The following is a 24,099-nucleotide window of genomic DNA, read 5'->3' on the forward strand; positions in this document are numbered from 1 at the left end:
CCAGTGCTATTCATTTTCCGAAAGCATCGCGGTCAGCAGTTCCGACATGAACTTGGTCTTCGAAGCCGCGGTCACACCCCCTACGCCAACACGGTTGCCCAGCCGCCACCACAGGCCGGGCGCCCAGGCGTTGCCCTCTGAGGTCGCAACGCGGATCAGAAATCCGTTCGAGGGTTTGAAAGCAAACACTCCGCGATCCACCGACACCACATCTTCGATCCTGCAGATCACGCGGCCCGAGCGTGTTCGCAATACGGTAGCAGTCAACTCAAGACCATCTGCCGTTGCCGACCACATACGCTGAGCCAACCACAGTGTTGCCCCGCCTATGACAAGCAAAAAGACCTGCCACGCCAGCTCGGGCGGTGTCGCCAGCGCGACGTAGATCACCAAAACCGATATGACGACCAGCATCACAACCCCGATCCAACGTCGCGGGGCCGAGGCGTCGACCGTGGCCAGCACTTCTTCTTGCATGAATTTCTCCTGACTGCGCGGCTTTCCATATCCGCTTTGCACCGCAAAGGACAGGCTTGATCATTCGCGCACAGAACCAGTGTGTTCCTGCGGATTGATTGGCTTCGAACAAGAGATAGATATGTGTGCAATCTGACAGGAGGCCGTCATGTCCCTTAGACCAACACTTGAAACACGTAAGGCGATGCCAACCATGGAAGGCGCAGGCGTCAAGCTGCACCGGGCCTTCGGATTTCAGGACCCGTCCGAGCTGGACCCGTTCCTACTGTTCGACGATTTTCGCAACGAACGGCCCGAGGATTATCAGGCCGGGTTTCCGTGGCACCCCCATCGCGGGATCGAGACCATCACCTATGTCCTGTCCGGGACGGTGGATCACAGCGACTCGCTGGGCAATCACGGCAGTCTGGGGGCTGGCGACGTCCAGTGGATGACCGCCGGGTCGGGTATCTTGCATCAGGAAATGCCCAAAGGAAACGCCGCCGGTCAGATGCACGGGTTTCAGCTTTGGGGCAATCTGCCCTCAAGCCAAAAGATGACAGCCCCGCGCTATCAGGATGTGGAAAGCAAGGACATTCCCGAAGTCATTGATGATGACGGCACGATTGTGCGCGTGATCGTGGGCGAGTTCTGGGGCAAGACAGGCCCTGTTGATGGCATCGCGGCTGATCCACAATACCTCGACATCTCGATCCCGGCAGGTGTGAAAAAGACTTTCCGTATAGATACTTATCGGCGGGCCTTCGCCTATATTTTTCAGGGTCAAGCGGCCTTTGCCGACGCGTCGCAGCCCACCGGGGTCTTGCTGGAGAAAGAAGTTGCCGGGCAAGAAGTCAACATTCGCGACATGTCTGGGGATCGCACCTTGGTTCGGTTTGGGACCGGGGATGAAGTCACGGTTCAGGCCGGACCCGAAGGTGTGCGGTTTCTACTGATTTCAGGCGCGCCGATTGATGAGCCGGTGGCCTGGCACGGCCCGATCGTGATGAACACCCGGGCCGAGCTGGAACAAGCCTTTCGCGAGTTGCGCAACGGCACGTTCATCCGGCCCGCACACTGACAGGGCACATCAGGCGGCGACAGATTTCCGGATCATGTCCCAGTAGACAAGCTCGACTTCATCCAGGGAAAGCCGCCCCCCTGCCCGGTACCACGTCATCACACCGTTCAGCATGGCGATGACGGCGAGTGTTGCGATCTTGGTATCCGCCACCGAAAACTGCCCGCTGTCCTGACCCCGGCGCAAAATGGCTTCGAGCGTGTCTTCATACCGACGCCTCAGGGTTTCGATCTCGGCAAAGTTTTCTGGGGTCAGGTTGCGCAGTTCCATATAGGCAATAAAGACCTCATCCGGCCTTTGCAGGTGATAGCGGATGTGAAACCCGACAAATTGGCGTAACGCCTCTTGCGCATCTTTAGCAGGTTCAAGCTGTTCATAGGCGGCCAGCACATCCTGCATATGATCCCGCATCAGACCAAAGAGCAGGCTTTGCTTGTCTGGGGTATAGTTATACAGCGCCCCGGCCTGCACGCCGACCTCACCCGCGATTTGGCGCATGGAAACAGCGGCATAGCCGTGTTGCGCGAACAGTGATACCGCCGCTTCGCGAACGCGCGGGCCGGTGATGCCGGAATGAGAGCCCTGAGTACGTGCCATGGCGCAAGCATATCTGAACAGATGTTCAGATAGAAGCCCGCTTGATCAGACGCAGCAAAAGGTGCATCACATTTGTGATGATGCGAGCTTTGGATCGTTTATGAAACCGCTACCGTTGATCTTGGGTCTTTTGATCTGTGCCGCCTGCGCTGATATCCCAGAGCTTGAAGGCAGTGAAGGGCCTGCTCTGCGCAAAGCGCCCTACCCGAAGCTGATCCCATTGTCAGAAGCGCTTGGCCCGCCTGCAGATCCCGTCAGTGAAGCCGCCGAGGTTGAAGAAGACCTGAACGCGCGGGCAGAAGCGCTGACGGAACGGGCAGACGCTTTGCAAAACGCAGAAATCAACTAGGCCAACGCGCCTTTCGGCGCGGTGCTCGCCATGACGGATTGCACCCTTTCCCCGAACCCGCTAAGGCAGCCGACAACTGATTTAACGCACCAACGGGTGCGTTCGAGTGGAAAGGACCCTTGCGAATGACACAGGCGCTGCGGCTTGGAATAGCCGGATTGGGAACCGTGGGCATTGGCGTGGTCAAGATTATCCGTCGCCATGCCGACTTGCTGGAAACACGCACGGGTCGCCCGATTGAAATCACAGCCGTCTGCGCACGCGATCCCAACAAGGACCGGGGTGTCAGCTTGCGGGACTTTGCGTGGGAAACCGACCCGATTGCGCTGGCCCAGCGCGACGATATCGATGTCTATGTCGAGTTGATGGGAGGCGAGAACGGCCCCGCCAAAGCCTCGGTCGAGGCCGCTCTGGCCAGTGGCAAGGATGTGGTCACGGCCAATAAGGCACTACTGGCGATCCACGGGCAAGAACTGGCCGAAAAGGCCGAAGCCGCCGGTCGGGTGATCCGATTTGAGGCGGCAGTTGCTGGGGGCATCCCGGTGATAAAATCGCTGACCGAGGGGCTTGCTGGCAACGAAATCACGCGCGTCATGGGCGTGATGAACGGCACCTGCAACTATATCCTGACGCGCATGCAGTCGCAGCGGCAGGGCTATAACGCGCTGTTTGATGAATGTGCCGAGCTTGGCTATCTGGAAGCTGACCCCAACCTCGATGTGGGCGGCATCGACGCGGCGCACAAGCTGGCTCTGCTGTCTTCAATTGCGTTTGGCACGAAGCCAAATTTCGACGGGATCCAGATCGAAGGCATTCAGCAGATCAGCCTGGACGACATCGATCAGGCCGAAGATATGGGTTACCGCATCAAGCTGCTGGGTGTCGCGCAACGTACCGCGCGCGGGCTGGAGCAGCGGATGCAGCCGTGCCTGGTGCCCAGCGACTCGCCTTTGGGGCAGCTGGAGGGCGGCACGAACATGGTCGTGATCGAAGGTGACGCCATCGAACAGGTTGTGCTGCGCGGTCCCGGCGCGGGAGAAGGCCCCACAGCCAGCGCCGTGATGGGTGATGTCTGTGACCTGGCACGTGGCCTTAGGATCTCGACCTTTGGACGCCCGGCAACGTCGCTTGAGGCCGCAAGCCCGGCGGTGACCGGTCTGCCCGCCCCGTATTACCTGCGGCTTGGATTGCTGGACAAACCCGGCGCTTTGGCCAAAGTGGCCGCGATTTTGGGCGATGCAGGTGTCTCGATCGACCGAATGCGCCAATATGCGCATACCGAAAGCACCGCGCCGGTACTGATCGTGACCCACAAGACCACGCGCGCCACGCTGGATCATGCCCTGAGCGGGCTGAGCGGCACCGATGTGGTCGCTGGCACCCCGGTCGCACTGCGCATCGAGCAGGTCTAACCCCTTGCGGCCTGCCGTGACGGCAGGCTATGCCCAATAGAACGCTTTCACTGCCCAAAGGATTACGCAACATGAGCGCTGCCAAGATCGATTTCAACGACCGCCTATTGTCTCTGGGACTGGCTCGGGTGGCCGAACAAGCTGCGCTGGCCTCGGCCTCGCTGGTGGGCCGTGGGGATGAGAAAGCGGCCGATCAGGCCGCGGTGAACGCCATGCGCGAGCAGTTGAACCTTTTGGACATCGCCGGTGTGGTTGTCATCGGTGAAGGTGAGCGCGACGAGGCGCCTATGCTTTACATTGGCGAAGAGGTCGGCACCGGGAATGGCCCGGGCGTGGATATCGCTCTGGACCCGCTGGAAGGCACCACCCTGACCGCCAAAGACATGCCCAACGCGCTGACCGTCATCGCGATGGGCCCGCGCGGGTCAATGCTGCACGCCCCCGATGTCTATATGGACAAGCTGGCCATTGGTCCGGGATTTGACGAAGGTGTCGTGACGCTGGACATGAGCCCGCGCGAACGGGTGGAAGCTCTTGCCAATGCAAAGGGTTGCCAACCTGCCGATATCACCGTCTGTATCCTCGAACGCCCCCGGCACGAGGCGATGATCGCAGAGGTGCGCGAGACCGGCGCGTCGATCCGCCTGATCACCGACGGGGACGTCGCTGGCGTCATGCATTGCGCCGAAAGCGAAGTAACAGGCATTGACATGTATATGGGCCAAGGCGGCGCGCCCGAAGGCGTACTGGCCGCAGCTGCGTTGAAATGCATGGGCGGGCAGATCTTTGGCCGCTTGCTCTTCCGCAATGATGACGAACGGGGCCGTGCCAACAAGGCCGGGATCACCGATCTGGACCGGATCTATTCTCGCGATGAAATGGTGACCGCGGATGTGATCTTTGCCGCCACCGGCGTGACCGGAGGCTCATTGCTGCCGCGCATCAAACGCGAGCCCGGCTGGGTCGAGACCACAACGCTGCTGATGCGCTCGAAGACTGGTTCGGTACGCCGCATGTCTTACCGCACACCGATGTGGTCGCACGAAGAAGCATAACCGCTTGCGCCGTTGCCTTCGGCGCGCGTATTTTTGAAAAGATAAAGCGGCCGGGCCTGAAAAGGTCCGGCTGTGCCGCATGAGGGGGGCGCGATGAGTTTTCTTGGGGTTGAGCAATCCTTGACAGGCCGCAGTTGGGTCGGCCCGGGGGCCGAGGTCGAGCGCGCGGCTGAGATGATGGCGCAGCAGACCGACCTGCCCCGTGCCGTTTGCCAGGTGCTGGCGCGCCGTGGTGTCCCGGTGGCCGAGGCGCGCGGATTTCTGGACCCCAAGCTCAAAGAGCTGCTGCCAGATCCACGTGAGATGAAAGATATGGAGGCAGCGGCCGCGCGATTCCTTGCCGCTGTAAAGCAGCGCCAACGGATCGCGGTTTTTGCGGATTACGACGTGGATGGTGGCAGCTCGGCCGCGTTGCTGCTGGTGTGGTTGCGGCAGATGGGGGTGCAGGCGACACTCTATGTGCCTGACCGCATTGATGAGGGCTATGGCCCCAATGTTCCCGCGATGCAGGAGCTGGTCCGCGTGCATGATCTGATCATCTGCGTTGACTGCGGGACGCTCAGCCATGAACCGATTGCAGCCGCCAAAGGTGCGGATGTAATTGTGCTCGACCACCATTTGGGAGGCGAGACTCTGCCCGATTGCGTTGCGGTGGTGAACCCCAACCGGCAGGATGAAAGCGGCGATCTGGGCTATCTCTGCGCTGCCGGGGTCGTGTTTTTGATGCTGGTCGAGGCCGGGCGGCAATTGCGGGCCGAAGGCGCCAAGGGGCCGGATCTGATGGCCCTACTGGATCTGGTCGCGCTGGCCACGGTGGCCGATGTGGCCCCGTTGATCGAGGCCAACCGGGCGCTTGTACGGCAGGGCTTGAAAGTGATGGCCCAGCGGCAAAGGCCGGGTCTGGTTGCCCTGTCGGATGTTGCGCGCATGGACACCGCGCCAAGTTCTTACCATCTGGGGTTCCTGTTGGGCCCGCGCGTCAACGCCGGTGGCCGCATCGGACAGGCCGATCTGGGGGCGCGCTTGCTCAGCACGGATTCGCTGCACGAGGCGCAGGCCTTGTCGGAAAGGCTGGATGCGCTGAATACCGAACGTCGCGAAATCGAGAACGCGGTCCGCGCCGCAGCACTGGAACAAGCCGAGGCGCGCGGGCTGGAGGCACCGCTGGTCTGGGCCGCCGGGGAAGGATGGCATGCCGGCGTTGTGGGGATAGTGGCCTCTCGCTTGAAAGAGACAGCCAATCGTCCGGCCATTGTCATCGGATTTGACGGTGACGAAGGCAAGGGCTCGGGCCGGTCGGTGTCTGGTGTCGATCTGGGCGCGTCGATCCAAAAGCTTGCCGCCGAGGGCCTGCTGGTCAAAGGCGGCGGCCATAAGATGGCCGCAGGCCTGACCGTGATGCGAGACAAATTGGAACCAGCCATGGCACGGCTATCCGAGCTTTTGGCAAAACAAGGCGCAGGCAAAGGCGGCCCCGCAGATCTGAAGCTGGACGGCGCACTGATGCCTCGGGCCGCAACGGTTGATCTGATCGAGCAGATCGAACAGGCAGGCCCCTTTGGTGCCGGAGCCCCTGCCCCGCGCTATGCCCTGCCCGACCTGCAGGTGCGGTTTGCCAAACGGGTGGGTGAGACACATTTAAAGCTGTCTTTATCCGATGGGCTGGGTGCAGGCCTCGACGCGATCGCCTTTGGTGCTTTTGACGGGCCTTTGGGCGAAAAGCTGAGCAATCACGGCGGTGCACGCTTCCATTTCGCCGGCAGGCTTGAGATCAACAGCTGGGGTGGACGCCAGAACGTTCAGCTGCGGTTGGAAGACGCGGCACCAGCGCAATAAACCCACTGTGCAACGACGCCTGGAAAGGCCCAAAAAAGTTGTTCCATCTGGCACTTTTCGGCTTGCGGGGGGGGCGGCTAATCCGTAAAAGGCCCTCCACAAGGCCGCGTGGCCCGTTCGTCTATCGGTTAGGACGCCAGGTTTTCAACCTGGAAAGAGGGGTTCGATTCCCCTACGGGCTACCACCTTGTTTTTGCTTTTGCGCCAGTGAGACAACTTTTGGCTGCGCATCCGCCAAAATGGCCCGTTCGTCTATCGGTTAGGACGCCAGGTTTTCAACCTGGAAAGAGGGGTTCGATTCCCCTACGGGCTACCATTTCCGCACCCTATCGACAGTAAGATCCATTTCTGCGGCGCGTTGTGTCGAAATGAAAATGACCGGCATGAAACCGGTCGGCATCAGGGCCAAGCACCGTGCCGAACACACCGCAGGCGCCTGCGTGCAGTTCTCGCATCACGTCCTTGGTGTCCTCATCCGCCCATCCGTCCTGAACCGTAATGATAGTGCCATCCATCAAGATGAAGGATGAGATATCGATGGCCCGACCCTGCGCATGGGCTGAAAGCCGCGCGCGTGGCTGGTTGTTCTGTGTCTTGCACGCATAGTGACCAGCCAGTCGTAGCCCCTTCAGGCCACCGCCTTGATCTGCAAAGGCCGGTTTGGCGGTGTTCTCAAGCCATGCCTTGAGCGTGATCGCGGTCGGGCAATCCAATGTCGCAAACTGGCTGAGCAGTATCCCAGATACAGCGCGGATACGCACAGGTTCAACGATGCCGCAGCCTGGGTATCTGCCTTTAAACGGCTTTCGGGTTTCGCCAATTATGGTCCAGTCTCCGCAGATCGCACCACGATCATTCATCCTTTCGATTTCGACCTCAAATTTACGAAATCTGCACGGACGTAGCCGTGGCCTTGGAGAGGATGTGAGCTCTTTCCTTGGGGCAACCACTTCTTCTTCTGGGATTTCCTCAAGATCTGCTGGCAATTCAAAGGGAGTGCGTGCCTGGCTCAAGGCGTCTTCTTCACATCCCGGGGTTGCGTTTACCGTGCTGGCGCAGAGAACAAACAAAAGAACCAATAAACACGTCAACCATTCTCTCCGTTCTCGGACAAAGCGGGCACCTCGCCCTCAGGCTATTCAAATCACAAATCTATCGCGGATCCATGCGCCACCGGATTGATCAAAGCCTTCCCCTGCGTCCACCGCCCCCCGAACATACCACGGCTCGGCACGCTGCCGAGTATTTTCCCCCACCGGTGCGACAATTGTTTATCCCCTCGCAACAAAGGGCGCGTTTTTTCTCACTATCGGTTTTTCCATACACAAACGAAAACACCAAGAAGCTCACCGATTGTTACTTTTTTAGACATTTCCCTGCACCGACAATCTGACAAAACGAGTGCCGCCAAGTAACACCCGGAACGGACCAGCCAGGGACTCATTCTGCTTGGAAAAGTGCCTGTTTTCACGTCGGTTGATCGCGGTGAGTGCCCTGCTGCGCGGCAACGAAACGGGTCATTGATGCTAGTCGCGGCGAAAAGGATTCCGGCAGTAAATGCGTAGCGGATTTTGGCAAAATCAGATCGGCGCGCGACAGCAACGAAATGACGGTACGATTGACAAGGTTCTGACTTTCGAGCCGGACCGCGTTGCGCTACACGGCTATGCGCATATGCCTTGGGTCTCAAGACGGCAGAAGTTGATCGACGAGGACGCTCTGCCAGATGATATGACGCGGTATACGCTAACGGCGCTGGCGGCGGAGAAGTTCACCGGGGCAGAGATGACGCCAATCAGATCGCCCTAATGCACGCGCGATTGAGCGTCTGATGTGCACCTTCGCTCTGGATCTGGAGGATATGAGGCCTGAATTCGGACGCCGTGCAGCGGCCCTGATACCCCAGCTTTCTGAAATTGAAGGCCGCTTCGCTTGTTTCGTCAAAAAGAATGGATCATGCATCGCGATTTTTGCCCGAGCGTCAGCCTCTCACCCACATCATTGCTTCAGTATTTGATCAACATGTCTCAAAGGGCCTGCGTTACTCATGAGCGCCCTGAGCGACCGGACAAAGCGAAGATCGCTGCGAAGTTCACAGCGCCGACACACCGATGACAATGGGGTGCAGGACGATCAGGGCAGCAAACAGGACGACGCCGAGTACAAGTCGGGCCATGTCGCCAAACCAAGACGCCGGTCCTCCGAGAACCGGAGTCTCTGCAACGATTTCGTTCAATCGATGCCACTGATCCGATCCCATCTCCCGTTTCTTGCGGCGGTTGATCAGCACTCGGGCGCCCAGATAAGCAATGCCAGCATTGCAAGCGACAGGATCGAGTGGCCGACGGCAAACCCGAGCGGACCGACCTGGGCAACGATGCGCGACTTTATCGCGGGCCGCACCGGGATCGAGTGCGTCGACAAAAACGAGGCAAAAATTGCCGATGAAGCCTGCCCCGGTCACGTGCTTTGGACTCCCTTTGGCCGCAGCAGCATCGGACCATAGACAAGAACAAACCCCCCGAAGGCCAGCAGCCAGAACATGCCGGAAAGGGTGCTCAGGCCCTGGTGAAGCGGGGTCAGGAACCGCATCAGAGCTGCTACAAAGATGCACAGAAACATTGCAACCGTGGCCTTGCCCGCCGTCAATGCGCGGCCTGTATGGCCCAGTGTGGCTCGGGTCATGACCGCGAGTGTCATCGCCCCGATGGCACCTGCCATCCACAGATGCTGTGCCCCCGCGGTGCCCGGATTGCTCAAGATCTGATCCAGGCCAAGCGCCAAGGCACCCAGGGGAATGAACACATAGGACGCATGCAGGACAAACAACAAAGGCTCGCTCAGCGTGTGGTGCCCTTGCCACCGGGCCAGCCGCATCAGATGCAAAATGCCCAACACCAGCAGGCAGAGCCCGGTGCTTGCCGTAAAGGGCCGAAGCGTCCAGATCGCCAGGATCGGCAGGCTCAGCAACAAGGTGGCCTTGTCGAAGCGCTGCATCGGCGGTGTAGGACGTGCGCTATGCTGTTCGCGCACCAGCCAGTTGCGGGTAAAGGACGGGATGATCCGCCCACCGATAACGGCGATCATCATCACAGCTGTCGCCAGGCCCAACCGAAGTCCATAGCCCTGCGCCGCATATTCACCGACAAGCACCTCAAAGTGAAACAGCGCATTGGCCAGCGTAAAGACGGCTAGCAGGCTCAGCACGATCAGATTGCGCCAATTCTTGCCTGCAATGATCTCTCGCAGGATCAGACCGCCAAGCGCGACGGGAAATAAGAGGTCGATTGCGGGAGCGATCAGGGGCGGCAATACCTGGGAGAACAGGATGGCCCCGCGCCCGGCGCACCATAGCGCAAAGAGTCCCGCCAAGGGCCAGCCAACGATCGGCAACCTTCCGGTCCAGTTGGGCACGGCTGTCAGCAGGAACCCGGCGAGCACCGCGCCAAGATAGCCGAACAGAAACTCATGGGCGTGCCAGGACCCACGGTCAAAGCGGGTCGGCAAGTCGAGTATTCCCGCCAGAATAGCCAGCCAAAGACTCATGGCGACAATGACCCAGACCGCTCCAAAGAGGAAAAAGGGTCGAAACCCGAAACTGAACAGAGCGGGCCCCAGCCAACGGCGCATTTGTTCTGCAGATGTCTGAGCCATCATAGAGCTCCCGCTTGCGAACTGTTGTGCATTGAAACTCTGCCGTCCGCGGCGCGGGTCCGTTGCAGTCTCATACCTCTGCCTTTTCATCCGCGACATCCATCAGATGGCGGATGTGCCGCGCAAAGTACCATGTCACAGGCACACCGACGATTGCGCCAATGGGGACCGACAAGCTGGTGGGTAGCACGGGTCCGCCTACCCAACTGAAGATCAGTGAGGCAAAGAACACATTGACCGCCGCCGCGCCCGCACCGAACGGGTATAGCGCAACCGCGATTTTGGTTGTGGACCAGCCCGCCCGTGTCATCTGCGCGACACCAACCATTGTACCGCCACCATGCTCAGCACAAGCGTGATGCAGGCCATGGCGTACCAGAATTCCGCCGTAGCGGATTGCGCCTGTGGGATCGGCCGGTCGAAGCCGTCCGCGAAGAGGCGCGAGCCTGCGAGGACAAAGACGCCGGTGAGGGGAAGAAAGAAGCGCATATCAGGTCTCCTGTGTCAGTGTTCTGTAGACGTCAGGCAGCGCGCGCAGCAGGCGTTCGGGATTAGGCAGAAGGGCAAACCCACCGCGCCCGAAGATGCGCGCGAACCAGTCCTGCCCGTCTTCGTCGATTACAACACCATGCAGGCTCTGGCCCGCTGCACGAGCCTCGCGCACGGCCATGTGGCTGTCTTCGATCCCGCGCTGGCCTTCGTAGTGGTCCAGATCGTTGGGTTTGCCATCTGTCAGCACGATCAGCAGCTTACGGACGCTCGGTTCCTCGGCCAATTGCGCGCTGACGTGGCGGATCGCGGCACCAAGCCGGGTGTAGTGGCCGGGTTTCAATGCGCCGATATTGGCGGTGATCGCCGGTGACATCGGGTCTTCGAAGCCCTTGCAGCGGGTCAGGAACACTCGGTCACGGCGCAATGATGAAAAGCCCCAGATACCGCAGCGGTCGCCCGCCGCGTCGATCCCGGCGGCCAAAGCCGCCAACGTGTCACGGGCCACGTCGATGACGCAAGCATCGCCGATCGCCGCTTCGGTGGACCGCGACGTGTCGATCAGGAAAGCAACTGACACGTCGCGATCCATTTGCCGCGCGGACTGCCATATACGATCCGATCCGCGCCCGGTCGCCACCATGTCGGCACGTGCGGTCAGCACAGCGTCAAGGTCCAGCTCTGTCCCATCGATCTGGCGCGGTTGCAATATGCGGCGCGGGCGCAGGGCCTCGAACTGGCGGCGGACTTCACGGATATGGCGTTCGTTGGGTGTGTAGGTTTCCCCACCGGCCACAATCGGTGCATCGAGCACCCGGCAGTGATCTTCCATGTAGCTGCGTGACCGATGGTTCCATTCTGGATAGGTATGCTTGCCCGCCAGAGCTTCGTGATCGGCATCAGCCGGCGACAGGTCGAGATGCAGGCGCAGCCGCGTGGCGACCTTCCGGTCCTGTTTCGACAGTGTGATCCGGTCCTGATCGTCGGCCGCCCTCCGTGCGTTTTCGTCATCGTCGTCATCGACGCTGCGGTTGATGTTCATCGACTCGACCCATGACAGGATCGATTCAAACCGGTGAATGATGAAGCTGTCCTTGCGGTTTTGCTGATCCTGATCCTTGCGCTCGCCCAGCTTGCGGTTGCTGAGAGCGGCGTTGGGTGCCGGCGCGGCGGTATCGGCCTCGGCATCGTCGGCAGCCTGACCGCCCGTGCCCGGGCGTACAAAGCGCAGCCATATGGGGACAGGCGCGCAGGGCATGTAGCTGCGAGCGTCAGCGTCAATAGTATCAAGTGCGGGCCTCTGGCCGCACAGCTGGTCGCGGATAGCCTGTTCCATTGCGGCCTCTTGCGCAGAGCGGTGCATGTTTGTCCGAGCCTCGGCACAGAACTTGGCCATAGCGACATAGCGGTCGCGTAATCCGGGGCAGGCAATAAAAGCCTTCTCCGCGGCCGCTGCATTCGCGCGAATGTAGGCGCAATCCCGCATGGGGCCGGACGCTCCCGGATCAAGTGCGTCGACCTCGGTCACAGCAGCGAGTGCGGTCAGCCAGAAAAAGGCGGCACGGTTCAGGTCTGGGTTGGGGAAGGCTTCCATGACGGGTGGTAATGCCAGCCGTTCGCCATCGAAGCGGGCCATCCATTCGCGATCCCGCTCGGCCCCGAGCTTGCGGCGCATGACCTGCCGATGCTGCACGATGCTTGGTGCAACCTCGGCCAGTTCGACCCCCGGTGCGCCGCCGAGCGCGCGGAAGAGAACGGCAAGGCTGGGTCGGACCGAGGCCAGCGTGATCCCCGCTTCGGGGTATGTGACGCCAGCCCCGATCCCGCTGGCCATGTCGTGCCAGATGTTTCCGACCGTCTCTTCAGGTTCCATGAGGTCGCGCCGTTGCATCATCGTCACCCGTAGATCGTACTGACCAGATCGCGCAGCGATTGCTGTACATCCGGCTCGTCGCTCAATGGTTCGATGACTGCCGCCTCCAGCGCCTGGGTTACCCCCATACCGCCGGCCATCAGCGTCGCGGCGTAGATCAGAAGGCGGGTTGAAACGCCTTCCTCTAGGTCCATGCCGCTGAGGTTGCGGATGTGGCCTGCCAGACGGACTAACGGCGCGACACGCCCCGGCTCCAGTCGGCTCTCGGATGCAACCACCGCAATCTCTGTCTCTGCATCGGGGAAATCGAAGCTGATCGACAGAAACCGCTGTCGGGTCGAGGGTTTCAACCGCTTAAGCACGTTCTGGTAGCCGGGATTGTAGCTGGCCACCAGCATGAACGACGCGGGTGCCGCGAGCTCCTCGCCCGTGCGGTCGATCATCAGCGTGCGACGGGTGTCCGTAAGCGGGTGCAGAACGACAGTGACGTCCTTGCGGGCCTCAACCACCTCATCAAGGTAGCAGATGCCACCCTCTCGTACGGCCCGGGTCAGGGGGCCATCGACCCAGACAGTTTCTCCGCCTTTCAGAAGATACCGCCCGATGAGGTCTGCGGCTGACAGATCGTCATGGCAGGCGACGGTGTAAAGCGGTTTGCCCAGACGCTCCGCCATATGTTCGACAAAGCGCGTCTTTCCGCAGCCGGTTTGCCCCTTCAGAAGAAGGGGCAAACCATTATCATGTGCCGTTTCGAACAGGTCGCATTCGCGACCCGTCGGTTGATAGAAAGGCAGGGTTGGCGTGGTTTGCATGTTCATGACCTACTCTCCTGGCACAGGGTTGGCGGGGCCGGGTTCGATGATTTCGTCCTTGCGCACCACCAGCATCGAGTAAATGAAAAGGAGCGCGCCCAGAACGACCGCCGCACCGGCGGCGAACCGCATCAGGTAGAAGATCGCCAGATCGTCCTGCGCCGTCATGTAGTATTCGCCGATCACCCGCTGCATATGCGTCTGGATGGTGCCTGCAAAGGTCAGCACGAAGGTCATGAAGGCCATGCCACCGGTCATCAGCCAGAAAGACGCCATGTTCAGCACCTGGTTGTAAGGCGCACGTTCCCGCAGCATCGGCATCGCATAGGTGAATACCGCGATATTGAGCGCCACATAGGCTCCGAAAAATGCCAGGTGCCCGTGTGCGGCGGTGATCTGCGTGCCGTGGCTGTAAAAGTTGACCCCATGCAGTGTGTGTAGGAAGCCCCAGACGCCAGCGCCGAAGAACGCGACGGTGCTGGACCCAAGAGACCACAAGAGCGCGGCCTTGTTTGGGTGGTTTTTGCGGCCCTTATTACCTGCCCAAGGACGAAAACGGCGACTATCGCACCTATGAGGCGGCAGGCGACGACTATGCCGACAGTCTTGAGGTGATGCCCGGTCTGATCCCGACCCATTCGGTGTTCAACGGTGCCGTGGGCGCTCTGACCGGAGAAGGCGCGATCAAAGCGAAGGTCGGCGAGACCGTGCTGATGGTTCACAACCAGGCGAACCGCGACTCCCGTCCGCATCTGATCGGCGGGCACGGCAACTATGTCTGGGAAAGCTCGTTCACTGACCCGCCTTTGCAGGACATGGAAACCTGGTTCGTGCGGGGCGGCAGTGCGGTCGCGGCGATGTACACCTTCGAACAACCGGGTGTTTATGCCTACGTGAACCACAACCTCATCGAGGGTGTGATGCTCGGTGCGACCGCTCACGTGGTGGTCGAAGGTCAGTGGGACAATGCGCTGATGGAGCAGGTTGTCGCTCCGCGCAGTTTCGAGACCTAAGAGAGGAGGAGGACCGATGTCGGTCGCCGCAAACTCAGAAGCAAGACTTGGTAAGACGTCCCTTCGTTTCGCCATCTTGGGTATTGCGGCGGCAAGCATCGTCTGGGTCGCGCTCATGCAGCGCGGCCCGGATCCAGCCTATTTGCCCGCGATGGCCGAGCGGGCCGTCAATTTGCCGGATGGGCGTTCGGTCTACGTGCAAAAGTATGAAGTCACCGTAACCGAATGGAACAGATGCGCCGACGAAGGTGGCTGTGAGCTGACCTTGCGCGCACGACCTGACCAGGACCCTGCTACAACACCGGCAACCGGGCTGAGCTATGTGGACGTTCAGCAGTATGTCTCTTGGATCAACAAAAGAAGCCGCCACGATTTCCGGCTGCCGACAGCTGATGAATGGAGCTCGATGGCCGCCGCGGTTCTTCCCGAGAAACCCGATCCTATCTTTACGGACCCGTCATTAACCTGGGCATCCAGCTATCTCATTGAGGGTTTGGCCCCACGAGCGCTCAAGCCTCAAGGCAGCTTTTCTGCATCCCCCGAAGGCGTCATCGATCTCGACGGCAGCGTCTGGGAATGGACAATGGAATGCTACGATGGACTGGATGGTGGCACCGCTCCTGATCGTTGCCCGGCGTTCTTCGTGGGTGGAGAGCACTTGGCAGCGATGTCTTATTTGGTCAGGGATCCCGCACGTGGAGGTTGCGCTGTCGGAACGCCGCCGGCCCACCTCGGGATGCGCCTGATCAGTGACGAAGCGGTTTGAGCATCTGACGCGCCCTATGCGATTGTCTTCGCCCTACTGATGGTCCGACCGCACCGCTACTTCAATTGCAGGATATCTGGGATGCACTGCTTCCGCTGTGTCGGCATTTGATCCGCACCGTCCGATCGTTTGAGCCGTTTTGGCCCGTCCTTTACCTTGACGTTCGGCTTGGTCAGCGGGCCTTTTAACGTGACCGGCCACGGGCTGCGCGAAAGCGGCTCGCCGATTTTGCGCGGTTGCAGGTTCAGGTCCAGGGCCTTGTCGGCAATGTTAACACCGCCGAAGACGACGACTTGCACCTGATCCGTTTCCAATGTGGTTTGCTTGGTCGTAATGGTGCCGTTGGAAATGCTAAGGGGGGCGCGCATACATACGATTGGCGCAACCTTCTGCTTTTCCTTGGAGAAAACCCAGGGCAAAACGCCCAGCCCCGCCAGGTCCAACAACTGTGTCTCGATTGACCCGTCGCGCATAGAAACCGTGGCACTGCCGCTCATGGTACTGGCAAAGTGTCTGGCGGAATCGGTTCCTCCGGTCACCGAAAAATCCGCATAGATCGTGCCACTTGCACCCTTTTTGAAGTTCAGGTTGTGAAGGATGTCGTCCAACTGCCAACCACCGGCCTTGCCGGATAGGGTCAGCAGATGAGCCTCGTCAGAGAGATCAATCTGCCCGCTCAAATCAAACTGGGCCCCACCGTATTCAAATGCCAGCGGGCCTGCGCGCAATTCCTCTTTGTTGAGTGTCAGTTCACTCTGCAAGCTGCTGATACCTTTGGCGCCTTCGATATGCCGAAGGTCAATATCAACATCCATATCAATACCCGACAGAAGAATGGAACGTCCGATGGGTTTCAGCGTCACATCCCTCAATGCGCCGGGTTCATCTGCTTCGCCACTGGCGTCTTCGACATCCTCCGCTGAGCCGCCGAGTTTTCTCAGTTGCGCGGCGGCCTGAACGATGTCACGAAGTTGATCGATCTTGATCAGGTCACTTTCAATCGTGCCCCGCAGCACTGGATCGCTTGTCGCATCATCAAGATCGGCCTCTATGCGCAGTACGGACTCGGCGAGTTCGACACTGGCGTTTGCGTTCCAATCGGTGCCTTCGCTCACCAAATCGATCCCAAAGCGCGCCCGCCCCGTTTCAACCGGGTCCAGCGACAATGCGGCCAACAGGTCTGCACCGGACGGAACGTCGACATCGATTGCCAGATCCAGGTTTTCGAATTTGAGGACATTCTTGACCGTGCCGTGCACCTCAAGGGACCAGACATCCGTTTCGCTCGTCTTGCCATCAAGGTTGGTCAGCGAAAGTTGATTGATGTTCCCGTTCAAATGAAAGTCACCCAAAAACCGACCCAGCTGATCGTCTGGCCCCATGAGTTCGGGCGAAATCAAGCTGCTCGCGGGAATATCGATCTGGCCTTCGGCTGATACGCCTTGCAATTGCAGCGCGTTATCAACTGATCCATTCAGAATGATAAATGGATCAGCCGGGTTTCCGATGCGCAGGTTTATGTTTCCGACCCGCAAATTACCGTCGGCCGTTCTGGAAAGTTCCGAAAATTTGATCGGCGGCGGCCCTTCACCAGCGGTTTCCAAGGTAAAACCGTTGGTTTTGATAACCATTTGCCGCTGAGGCACCTGCCCCGGCACGCTGTCCATGACCATGTCAACCGCAATTAGCTTGAGATCATAGCGAGATGCCGCAGGGGCCGGTTCCGCATCTTCGGGGTAAAGCCGAATGCGGGTCGTCAGCGACACATCTGCGGGGTTCCCCAACTCTCCGATTTGGCCCGTCAGCGAAAGGCTTTGCCCGCCGTCCAATTCAGCCCACACGCTCAGATCATCAATCCGGGCGACGCCATCAGCCATTTTGAAGGTTGCCGCGACACTACCCGCCCCTTCCAACACACGGTTAAGTTTCAGTGCGTCCAGTAGCTGTCCGAGTTCTGCAACCTCCACAGTCGCCTTGACCTGTAACCCGTTCTCTTGGGGGATCTGTTCAGCCGCAATCGATATCTGCTCGAAATCCATCGCCATCTGAAACGGGTTTTCTGCAGGGAATGTCCCATTCAGGTCAAATGTTTCACCGTTTAACGATCCTGTCCCAACCGCCGATGCCGTATTCGTTCCCTCGTCACGCGCCAGCACCAGGTCCTCGAGTTGCAGATCCAGATCAAGTCCGTTCAGGTCGTTCTGGTACAGAATGGTGGCGTCCGTCAGGTCAATTCGACGATCCGCCAAAACTCCACCGACAGAAGGGTCCTGAGAATTCCCAGACTTTTGGGGGTCCGCCATGGAAAGCGACTGCCAGTTCGCGTTTCCGTCTTTGTCGGTGATCAGATTCAGGTGAACACCCGATATGGAAAGGTTGCTGAGCGACAGCTTGCTGTTCCAAAGATCGCGGGCCGAGATTTGAAACTCAATCGCGTCGATGGCCGCCAGATTCGCGTCTACCCCAGACGAACCGGGAAGCACCAGCCCCGCTGCCGAGACCTGCAGTTGCCGACCAAAGTCCAAACGCACTTCGTCCTCAATCAAAACGTCCTGACCAAGTTTCTTGGAGATCAGGTTTTCAACGAAACCGGTCCTAAGCGAAGAAAACAACGCCGAGGACAGAAACAGCCAAGCCGCCAAAACAGCAACAAACGCGATCGCGCAGCAAATCAAAATGCCGTTGAATATCAAACGCACGTTCTACTCCTTTGGTCTCGAAGCACTGTGTGGCCAGGCCAATTCCACGTGCGACACTTCAATACGCGGCTCTGCTGATGCCCTGAGCACTGCGCGCGCCTGAAGGATAAGCTGCCAATTTCCAGTGACTTGATCAAACAGGAAACAACTTCAGTCCGCATAAACACCTGCGATGTCGTCATGCCGGGCAGTCTCGCACCAAATATCGGTAACACCTGCCCTATCGGGACATTTCGATAACGAAAAGTCATTCTATGCACGATCTTTCTAACGGTTCTGGCGGGCAGCAAGTGCCGGTTTCTCATACCATAAAGTTAATGATATATGATAATTCAAATATATGAGGGACCAATGAACTCACTGACAAGAATTACACGGGGAATAGGTGCCGCCTTGCGGGACGGCCGGGTCAAAAGCCTGCTTGCTTTCACACTTGGAATGGTCCTCTGGGCATCTGTTTTCTATCACTATGTTGAAGGCTGGAGTTGGTTAGATTCCATCTACTTTTCTGTCGTGACAATCTCGACCGTAGGTTTCGGTGATTTTTCCCCTCAGACTGCGGCGGGGAAGATCTTTACGATGGTCTACATCATCGTAGGTCTGGGCATCTTTGTGGCCGCGGCGACCACAATCGCAAACACAATCCTATCTCAGGACGACGAATAGTCACCGACAAAAACGCCAAAAAACTCAAGTGCTGCAAGATCGCCTGACGGTTGGGTTCTAGATGATTAGGCTGATCGCCATCCAAGGCGACGCAAGGGTCCTAACTACGACCAAAGCCCGGAATTCACAAAAGATATTCATATTAGTTTTTTTGAGTGTATTGTTGCCAAAGTAACGGAGGGATGGAATGGAAAAGACACAGGACGCCAAGATCGTCGACCTTGCGATACGTTTGCTCTTTCTCGGGGTATTTCTTTACAGCGCATTGGTAATGGTCGCCCCGTTGGCGAGCGTGGTGATCTGGGCCACAATCCTTTGTGTAGCGCTTTACCCGGTATTCGATTGGCTGCAGTCCAAGCTGGGCGGACGAAAGTCTCTGGCCGCAACGATACTGGTTTTGCTGGGTCTTGTGCTGACCTTGGGGCCGGTTGCCACTGCGGTGTCGGGGGCTGCTGAACTTGGGTCCGAGTTTGCCGAACAGGCTGACAGCGGCGAATTGAAAATTCCACCTGCCCCGGACAGCATCAAGGACTTGCCCCTGATCGGAGAAAGAATTGCAGAAGTCTGGGGGTTGTTTGAACGGAACCTGGATGGTGCGCTCGCAAAATACGGGGCGCAGATTCTTGAGATCACCAAGTCGCTGTTCGGAAAGGTACTGGGCATCGGAATCGGACTGTTGGGTCTTGCACTTTCGGTGTTGATCATGGGGGGCATGTTCGGCCCCGGCCCGAATTTGGTTCAAGGCCTTCAGCGCTTTGCCAACCGGGTATTCGCGCCGCGAGGTGGCGAGTTCGTGACGCTGGCGGGTGCGACGATCCGGAATGTGACCAAGGGTGTCATCGGTGTTGCTGCCATTCAGGCCGTGGTTGTCTGGATTTTGCTGTCGCTGTTTGGGATTTCATCCGCTGCGACTCTGGCGTTTATCTGCCTGATCCTCTCGATCATCCAGATCGGGCCGGGATTGGTTCTTTTGCCGGTTATCATCTACGCGTGGAGTTCTGTGTCAGGCGGCGCGGCCCTGGCATTCACCATTCTCGCCATTCCCACAACGATAATGGACAGCTTCCTGCGGCCCGTCTTCATCTCAAAGGGCCTAGAAACGCCTATGCTGGTGATCCTGATCGGTGTTCTCGGCGGTATGATGGCTTATGGACTGATCGGCATTTTCATGGGACCGGTTCTGTTTGCCGTTTTTTACGAGCTGTTCAAGGTTTGGATCGATGCCACGCCGGACGGTCATGACGCTGCGGACGGAGCGGCGCAATGAGGAAGACGATATGGACGACCCTAGCCGTCATAATGATTCTTCTCGTCTGGTATCTGGTTGCTGATCGAAAAACGCCATTTACCGGAAATGCCAGGGTCAAGGCCGTGGCAACCCAGATCGTCCCGCAAGTCACCGGAACTGTGATCGAGGTTTTGGTCGAAAATGGTCAGGTCGTCTCGGCCGGTGATCTTCTGGTTCGTATCGACCCAAGACCGTACGAAATTGATCGCGACAAAGCCGAAGCAGACCTGGAAGCAGCAACCCAAGAGGTTGGCGCCTCGTCGGCAGAAGTAAGCGCCGCTCAGGCCAAACTGGCTAGGGCGCAGAGTGATCTGGACACCATGCGCATCCAAACAGAACGCGTTTTTGCACTTGAAAAGAAAGGATTGATTGCCGTCTCGAAAGCAGACGATGCGCGAGGTCAACTGGCCGAATCCGAGGCGAATTTTGAAAACGCCGTAGCAGATCTGGAAAAGGCCAAGCAGCGGTTGGGTGACGAAGGAATTGAAAACCCCAAGATTCAGCGCGCGTTAGCCGCGTTGGCGGATGCAGAGCTTAACCTTGAATGGACTGAACTGCGCGCCCCGGCGACAGGCGTGATCTCTAACCTGCTGATCGCACCCGGAACCTATGCCCGGTCCGGGCAGGACCTGCTGACCTTCCTGGATGCGACGGATATCTGGATCGAGGCGTATTTCACCGAAAACAACCTGGGCCGGGCGTCGGTTGGATCTCCCGTGGATGTGGTGCTGGACATGCATCCCGGCAAAATTGTCCCAGGCGTCATCGAAAGCTTCAGCGCAGCCGTTTCCCTAAGCGGTGGCGACACACCCGGACAGTTGGCCAGCCCACCAAGCACCAAGGGGTTTCTTCGCGAACCCGAGCGCTTTCCGGTACGTATCGTGCTGCCGGGCTACGAGGCCGGAAGCGCTGAGGATGACCTGCGCTTTCAGCTCAACGGGCAAGCCGACGTGATCATGTACCTTAGCGACAGCTCTCTGCTGAACGCGGTGGGCCGCGCCTACATTCGCGTGGTTTCGATCCTGTCTTATGCGTACTGAAGATCGGCGCGCAGTACACAGACTAGCGCTAGGTGTAACTAGCGTCTTCGCACTGGGCCTGTTTCTGGGGTGGCCTCTGTCCATTGTCGGGGCCGTGTTCACCGCCCTGTTTCTTCAGGCCCCAGCCGCACTGCCATTGGCTGCCTTCGCGAAGTTGTTTGTGTTCTCAATTGGGTTGATGTTCATTTCCTTCCTACTGTCATCGACCTTCGCGCCTTATCCGCTGGTTTTCCTCATTCTGGTGGCCATGGGGATTATCTTGTCGTTCATTTGGTCGATTTCCGGCGCAGGTGTTTTACCGGGGGTCATCGCCCTGATGGGGGCATTGATGATCCCCAACCTTGTGCTTCAATCGCAGGATCTGGCCTTGGTGCTTGTATTCTGGATCCCACTGAACCTGCTGTTTGCAGGCTTTGTTTCGACACTGATGTTTGTGGTGATACCAGCCGCCCCCCAGACAGCGACCGAGAAAAAACTTGCGTCCCCACCAGACTTTGATCCGTATCGCCGGATCGTCAGAATGTCGCTTGTCACGGTTCCATTTGCTTTGGTATTTTTTGTGTCCGGCGCGTCGGCGTTGCTGGTTCTGTTCTTTGTTGCGCTTCTCAGCCAGCAGTTGGCGGCGATGCCTGCGGCGGGCAAAACCGTGGCAAAGGCAATGCTAACGGCAAACCTGCTTGGTGCGGCAGTATCCATCCTTTGTTACGAAATCAACGTCATCGCCCCTATTATTCTGACACCCGTTCTGCTTTGCTTTTTCGTCTGTATAACGCTTGGGGCGCTCGGAAAATCTCAAGCTTCGCTCGCCGCGGCGGCCGGCTCGGCCCTGACAACGGTGCTGATCGTCTATGGTGGATCGATTTCTCCGTTTTCGGATGAGGCCGACGTCAAAAGCATCACGCGCGTTCTGCAAGTCGCCAGTGCCGCGATCTTCGTGATCGTTGCTTATGTCGTGGTGGATGAGTTCTGGCCGGAAAAGAAACGGCAGACTTCGGCAAGCACCTGACAGGGTGCTGTCAGACGAATTCGAACCAGTCTCAGTGTGCCGTAGAAACCGCGAACCTATCCGGACCAAAGTTGACGCCACTCGGCAAGAGCAGCGCTGCGTGTCTGCTTGAAGGCGTCTCGGTTAGCGATCCTTCCCGGTTGAACTGGTTGTAGACCGAGGAATGAACGGATGCGAATTTCTGTAAACTTCGCATGCGCCTGAAACGCTGCATCGCGCGTTCGCGTCGTCGAAACGGGAGGTGCGAATTCTCAACGCGGTTGGTAAGCCACCTGCCCGTCTGTTGTTTTGCAAGCGCGCCCATTTCTCTGAGCGCAGCCTCATAGGAAGCGAAGCTATCTGTGACGACCTCCTCGGCGCAACCGTGCCGCGTCATCAATTTCTTGAGTAATTTCAATGCCGTAGCTTTGTTTCGGCGTTTGGTGACAACGGCTTCCAGTTCCTCGCCTTCCTGATCAACAGCCCGCCAAAGATAATGCCGCTTGCCATTCAGCTTCACGAAAACCTCGTCCACGTTCCACTTCCATTTCGAGAATGCGCGCACGCTTCCGTCTGATTTCAGCAACAAACATCGGCCGTAACCTGTTCCACCAAATTTGGACAGTTTCGTGGCTCGCGCCGATGCCTCGCTCGTGCAACAGATCTTCGACATCCGAAGCGACAGCGGGAAGCGGAGGTGCAACATCACCGCAAGGCGGATGATCTCGGGGCTGGTTTTGAAATACTTGAATGGCGATTGTTTAATCATACGCGAAGGCTACGAGAGCACCCTGCCCCGCTCAAGCAAAGTTCTGCTGACAAGACCTACATGGCTTAGATGGATGTCACTGCACTTTGAAATATGGGAAAATGGCGCCCCCACACGTCTTCCCAATTAAGATCTAAATATTTGTATATAAATATAATTACTATCTACGTTTTCTAACGTACCCCCAATCGCACCCCCAAACACATCTTTAAACCGCACTATTTGCGGTCCAGCTAGAGTTCATGTGAGCCTGAAGTTGTTTGAAATCGCATCGGTATTTGGGAGCGCTGCCGATATGCGTTTTGCTCCATTCGTCCAATACGCTGCCTTCGGGAAGTCAATTGTCCTCAGTAAACTAAATTCGTCGACAACTCATGCCAACCTCCAATGGTAGTGAGACTGGTCATTGAGAAGGAAGCCATCGATTTCACAATCTTTGACGCCTGCAAGTCGTGACAATGCAGACGTCCATCAAAAGCCGGCGAAGGTCTGTTCCGAGCCCTAAGCGGCCCTATTTTGCCCAGCGGAACAAAGCGCCCACCATTACATTAACGCGTCCAGAATGTCTTAAACGCAGCTTGCAATTCAGGCACCGCATCGTCGCGCGTAAGAAACTTTGTAATTGGCATCATCTCCCAACACTGTCCCTCTTCGCCAAATTCGATTATCGAAACAACGTCCGGAGAAACCATACAAACAAAAAAGGCAACTTCGCGTTTCGGCAGATTAGCTGCTGCTTGGGCAATAAAGGTTGCTTCGTAAACAACTGAGCTCTTCGACAAACATACGCCGAACTCCTCCTGTGTTTCCCGCAACGCGCAATCTAGCGCAGTTTCGCCAGCTTCGCGAACACCCCCAGGTAAGTCCCACTGGTTAGGATTAGGAATGTGATCGAAGTTGTCTCTCAGGTAGGTTACTACCGTGTCATTACAAATGACGGCTATCTTCGCACCTTGCAGATTGGTCGCTTCCGCAACGCTCATTTTAGCTCCAACGAGTGAAATCTCCGCTTTACGACTTGAAGTCTTATCGTTGCTTTGGCGGTTATTGCAAGGAGTTGGAATGAGAGTGAGTTTGAGTAGGATCAGCCGATCGATCTGCAATCGCAAATATCGTTCCAAAGAAAATTATGCAATTTGAACTTGTGCGGCGGCAAATTCCGCAGAGCAAATGTTCAGGTTGCATCCCGGTGCTTTGCAGCAAGGAACGTCAGCTTTGTCCGCACACGAGACATCGATTAATTTTCAACGAATGACAGC

General features: G+C 58.0%; 23 protein-coding genes, 2 tRNA genes and 3 pseudogenes. 14 read left to right on the forward strand and 14 right to left on the reverse strand.

Annotation, left to right across the window (positions count from 1 at the left end; all coding sequences use genetic code 11):
* Positions 1–6: 6 nt before the first annotated feature.
* Positions 7–477 carry a hypothetical protein gene (locus GOX45_RS08760; RefSeq protein ID WP_171099963.1) on the reverse strand — a complete coding sequence of 157 codons (471 nt, stop codon included), beginning with the start codon at positions 475–477 and terminating at the stop codon, positions 7–9.
* 148 nt (positions 478–625) lie between these two features.
* Here GOX45_RS08760 and GOX45_RS08765 point away from each other — a divergent pair, with 148 nt between their 5' ends.
* Positions 626–1,537, forward strand: a complete 912-nt coding sequence (locus GOX45_RS08765; RefSeq protein ID WP_171099965.1) for a pirin family protein — start codon at positions 626–628, stop codon at positions 1,535–1,537.
* Positions 1,538–1,546: 9 nt separating this feature from the next.
* Here the strand turns inward: GOX45_RS08765 and GOX45_RS08770 are convergent, their stop codons facing one another.
* Positions 1,547–2,134, reverse strand: a complete 588-nt coding sequence (locus GOX45_RS08770; RefSeq protein WP_171099967.1) for a TetR/AcrR family transcriptional regulator — start codon at positions 2,132–2,134, stop codon at positions 1,547–1,549.
* A 100-nt stretch (positions 2,135–2,234) separates the two neighbouring features.
* On the opposite strand from GOX45_RS08770, the gene GOX45_RS08775 reads away from it, so the two are divergent.
* The 6 genes from GOX45_RS08775 (at position 2,235) to GOX45_RS08800 (ending at position 7,102) form a co-directional block, all read left to right on the forward strand.
* Positions 2,235–2,483: a hypothetical protein gene (locus GOX45_RS08775; protein ID WP_171099969.1), complete on the forward strand. Its 249-nt coding sequence runs from the start codon at positions 2,235–2,237 to the stop codon at positions 2,481–2,483.
* A gap of 125 nt (positions 2,484–2,608) precedes the next feature.
* Positions 2,609–3,895 carry a homoserine dehydrogenase gene (locus GOX45_RS08780; protein ID WP_171099971.1) on the forward strand — a complete coding sequence of 429 codons (1,287 nt, stop codon included), beginning with the start codon at positions 2,609–2,611 and terminating at the stop codon, positions 3,893–3,895.
* Between the two features lie 71 nt (positions 3,896–3,966).
* The gene (gene glpX / locus GOX45_RS08785) at positions 3,967–4,950 is read left to right on the forward strand and encodes a class II fructose-bisphosphatase (protein ID WP_171099973.1); all 984 of its coding nucleotides are present in this window, start codon (positions 3,967–3,969) and stop codon (positions 4,948–4,950) included.
* 93 nt (positions 4,951–5,043) lie between these two features.
* Positions 5,044–6,786, forward strand: a complete 1,743-nt coding sequence (gene recJ / locus GOX45_RS08790; RefSeq protein ID WP_171099975.1) for a single-stranded-DNA-specific exonuclease RecJ — start codon at positions 5,044–5,046, stop codon at positions 6,784–6,786.
* Positions 6,787–6,896: 110 nt separating this feature from the next.
* Positions 6,897–6,971 (forward strand) — tRNA-Glu (locus GOX45_RS08795).
* 56 nt (positions 6,972–7,027) lie between these two features.
* Positions 7,028–7,102 (forward strand) — tRNA-Glu (locus GOX45_RS08800).
* A gap of 10 nt (positions 7,103–7,112) precedes the next feature.
* Here the strand turns inward: GOX45_RS08800 and GOX45_RS08805 are convergent.
* Positions 7,113–7,646 carry an extensin family protein gene (locus GOX45_RS08805; protein WP_171099977.1) on the reverse strand — a complete coding sequence of 178 codons (534 nt, stop codon included), beginning with the start codon at positions 7,644–7,646 and terminating at the stop codon, positions 7,113–7,115.
* A gap of 697 nt (positions 7,647–8,343) precedes the next feature.
* Between GOX45_RS08805 and GOX45_RS08810 the strand changes: the two genes are divergently transcribed.
* Complete coding sequence (locus tag GOX45_RS08810; RefSeq protein ID WP_171099979.1) at positions 8,344–8,595, forward strand: hypothetical protein; 252 nt, start codon at positions 8,344–8,346, stop codon at positions 8,593–8,595.
* Positions 8,596–8,878: 283 nt separating this feature from the next.
* Here GOX45_RS08810 and GOX45_RS22065 read toward each other — a convergent pair whose 3' ends face one another.
* From GOX45_RS22065 to GOX45_RS08845, 8 genes and pseudogenes are all read right to left on the reverse strand, one after another.
* Positions 8,879–9,076, reverse strand: coding sequence for a hypothetical protein (locus GOX45_RS22065; protein WP_371808963.1), 198 nt, complete (start codon positions 9,074–9,076; stop codon positions 8,879–8,881).
* Positions 9,070–9,189, reverse strand: a complete 120-nt coding sequence (locus GOX45_RS22070) for a hypothetical protein (RefSeq protein WP_371808966.1) — start codon at positions 9,187–9,189, stop codon at positions 9,070–9,072. Before GOX45_RS22070 ends, GOX45_RS22065 begins: the two co-directional genes overlap by 7 nt.
* 57 nt (positions 9,190–9,246) lie before the next feature.
* Complete coding sequence (locus GOX45_RS08820; RefSeq protein ID WP_171099981.1) at positions 9,247–10,440, reverse strand: NnrS family protein; 1,194 nt, start codon at positions 10,438–10,440, stop codon at positions 9,247–9,249.
* A 70-nt stretch (positions 10,441–10,510) separates the two neighbouring features.
* On the reverse strand, positions 10,511–10,768 hold the full coding sequence (locus tag GOX45_RS08825) for an NnrT protein (protein WP_254445961.1): 258 nt from the start codon (positions 10,766–10,768) through the stop codon (positions 10,511–10,513).
* Positions 10,747–10,929 carry a protein NnrT gene (locus GOX45_RS08830; protein ID WP_171099983.1) on the reverse strand — a complete coding sequence of 61 codons (183 nt, stop codon included), beginning with the start codon at positions 10,927–10,929 and terminating at the stop codon, positions 10,747–10,749. The genes GOX45_RS08825 and GOX45_RS08830 overlap by 22 nt, the downstream gene beginning before the upstream one ends.
* A gap of 1 nt (position 10,930) precedes the next feature.
* Entirely contained in the window at positions 10,931–12,820 is a 1,890-nt protein-coding gene (locus tag GOX45_RS08835) for a nitric oxide reductase activation protein NorD (protein WP_171099985.1), read from the reverse strand.
* Between the two features lie 5 nt (positions 12,821–12,825).
* The gene (locus GOX45_RS08840) at positions 12,826–13,620 is read right to left on the reverse strand and encodes a CbbQ/NirQ/NorQ/GpvN family protein (protein ID WP_171099987.1); all 795 of its coding nucleotides are present in this window, start codon (positions 13,618–13,620) and stop codon (positions 12,826–12,828) included.
* Positions 13,621–13,623: 3 nt separating this feature from the next.
* Positions 13,624–14,148, reverse strand: a pseudogene (locus tag GOX45_RS08845) (cbb3-type cytochrome c oxidase subunit I); the annotation flags it as partial.
* Here GOX45_RS08845 and GOX45_RS08850 point away from each other — a divergent pair.
* Positions 14,148–14,627: pseudogene (locus GOX45_RS08850) on the forward strand (nitrite reductase, copper-containing); the annotation flags it as partial. The pseudogenes GOX45_RS08845 and GOX45_RS08850 sit on opposite strands and share 1 nt — an antisense overlap.
* 16 nt (positions 14,628–14,643) lie before the next feature.
* On the forward strand, positions 14,644–15,393 hold the full coding sequence (locus tag GOX45_RS08855; RefSeq protein WP_171099989.1) for an SUMF1/EgtB/PvdO family nonheme iron enzyme: 750 nt from the start codon (positions 14,644–14,646) through the stop codon (positions 15,391–15,393).
* A 56-nt stretch (positions 15,394–15,449) separates the two neighbouring features.
* On the opposite strand, the gene GOX45_RS08860 is transcribed toward GOX45_RS08855, so the two are convergent.
* Positions 15,450–18,092, reverse strand: a complete 2,643-nt coding sequence (locus GOX45_RS08860) for an AsmA-like C-terminal region-containing protein (protein WP_171099991.1) — start codon at positions 18,090–18,092, stop codon at positions 15,450–15,452.
* A 351-nt stretch (positions 18,093–18,443) separates the two neighbouring features.
* Between GOX45_RS08860 and GOX45_RS08865 the strand changes: the two genes are divergently transcribed.
* The 4 genes from GOX45_RS08865 to GOX45_RS08880 all read left to right on the forward strand — a co-directional run bounded on the left by GOX45_RS08865 (position 18,444) and on the right by GOX45_RS08880 (position 22,092).
* Positions 18,444–18,758, forward strand: a complete 315-nt coding sequence (locus GOX45_RS08865; RefSeq protein ID WP_254430597.1) for a potassium channel family protein — start codon at positions 18,444–18,446, stop codon at positions 18,756–18,758.
* Between the two features lie 187 nt (positions 18,759–18,945).
* Positions 18,946–20,025: an AI-2E family transporter gene (locus tag GOX45_RS08870; protein WP_171099993.1), complete on the forward strand. Its 1,080-nt coding sequence runs from the start codon at positions 18,946–18,948 to the stop codon at positions 20,023–20,025.
* Entirely contained in the window at positions 20,022–21,086 is a 1,065-nt protein-coding gene (locus GOX45_RS08875) for an HlyD family secretion protein (protein ID WP_171130339.1), read from the forward strand. The genes GOX45_RS08870 and GOX45_RS08875 overlap by 4 nt, the downstream gene beginning before the upstream one ends.
* Positions 21,076–22,092, forward strand: coding sequence for a DUF2955 domain-containing protein (locus tag GOX45_RS08880; RefSeq protein ID WP_171099997.1), 1,017 nt, complete (start codon positions 21,076–21,078; stop codon positions 22,090–22,092). The genes GOX45_RS08875 and GOX45_RS08880 overlap by 11 nt, the downstream gene beginning before the upstream one ends.
* A gap of 56 nt (positions 22,093–22,148) precedes the next feature.
* Here GOX45_RS08880 and GOX45_RS08885 read toward each other — a convergent pair.
* Both GOX45_RS08885 and GOX45_RS08890 read right to left on the reverse strand, forming a co-directional pair.
* Positions 22,149–22,840, reverse strand: a pseudogene (locus tag GOX45_RS08885) (IS6 family transposase).
* Positions 22,841–23,388: 548 nt separating this feature from the next.
* Positions 23,389–23,961, reverse strand: a complete 573-nt coding sequence (locus GOX45_RS08890; protein WP_171099999.1) for an NUDIX domain-containing protein — start codon at positions 23,959–23,961, stop codon at positions 23,389–23,391.
* Positions 23,962–24,099 lie beyond the last annotated feature (138 nt).

The sequence above is a fragment of the Ruegeria sp. HKCCD7255 genome (assembly GCF_013031565.1).
Lineage (GTDB): Bacteria > Pseudomonadota > Alphaproteobacteria > Rhodobacterales > Rhodobacteraceae > Ruegeria.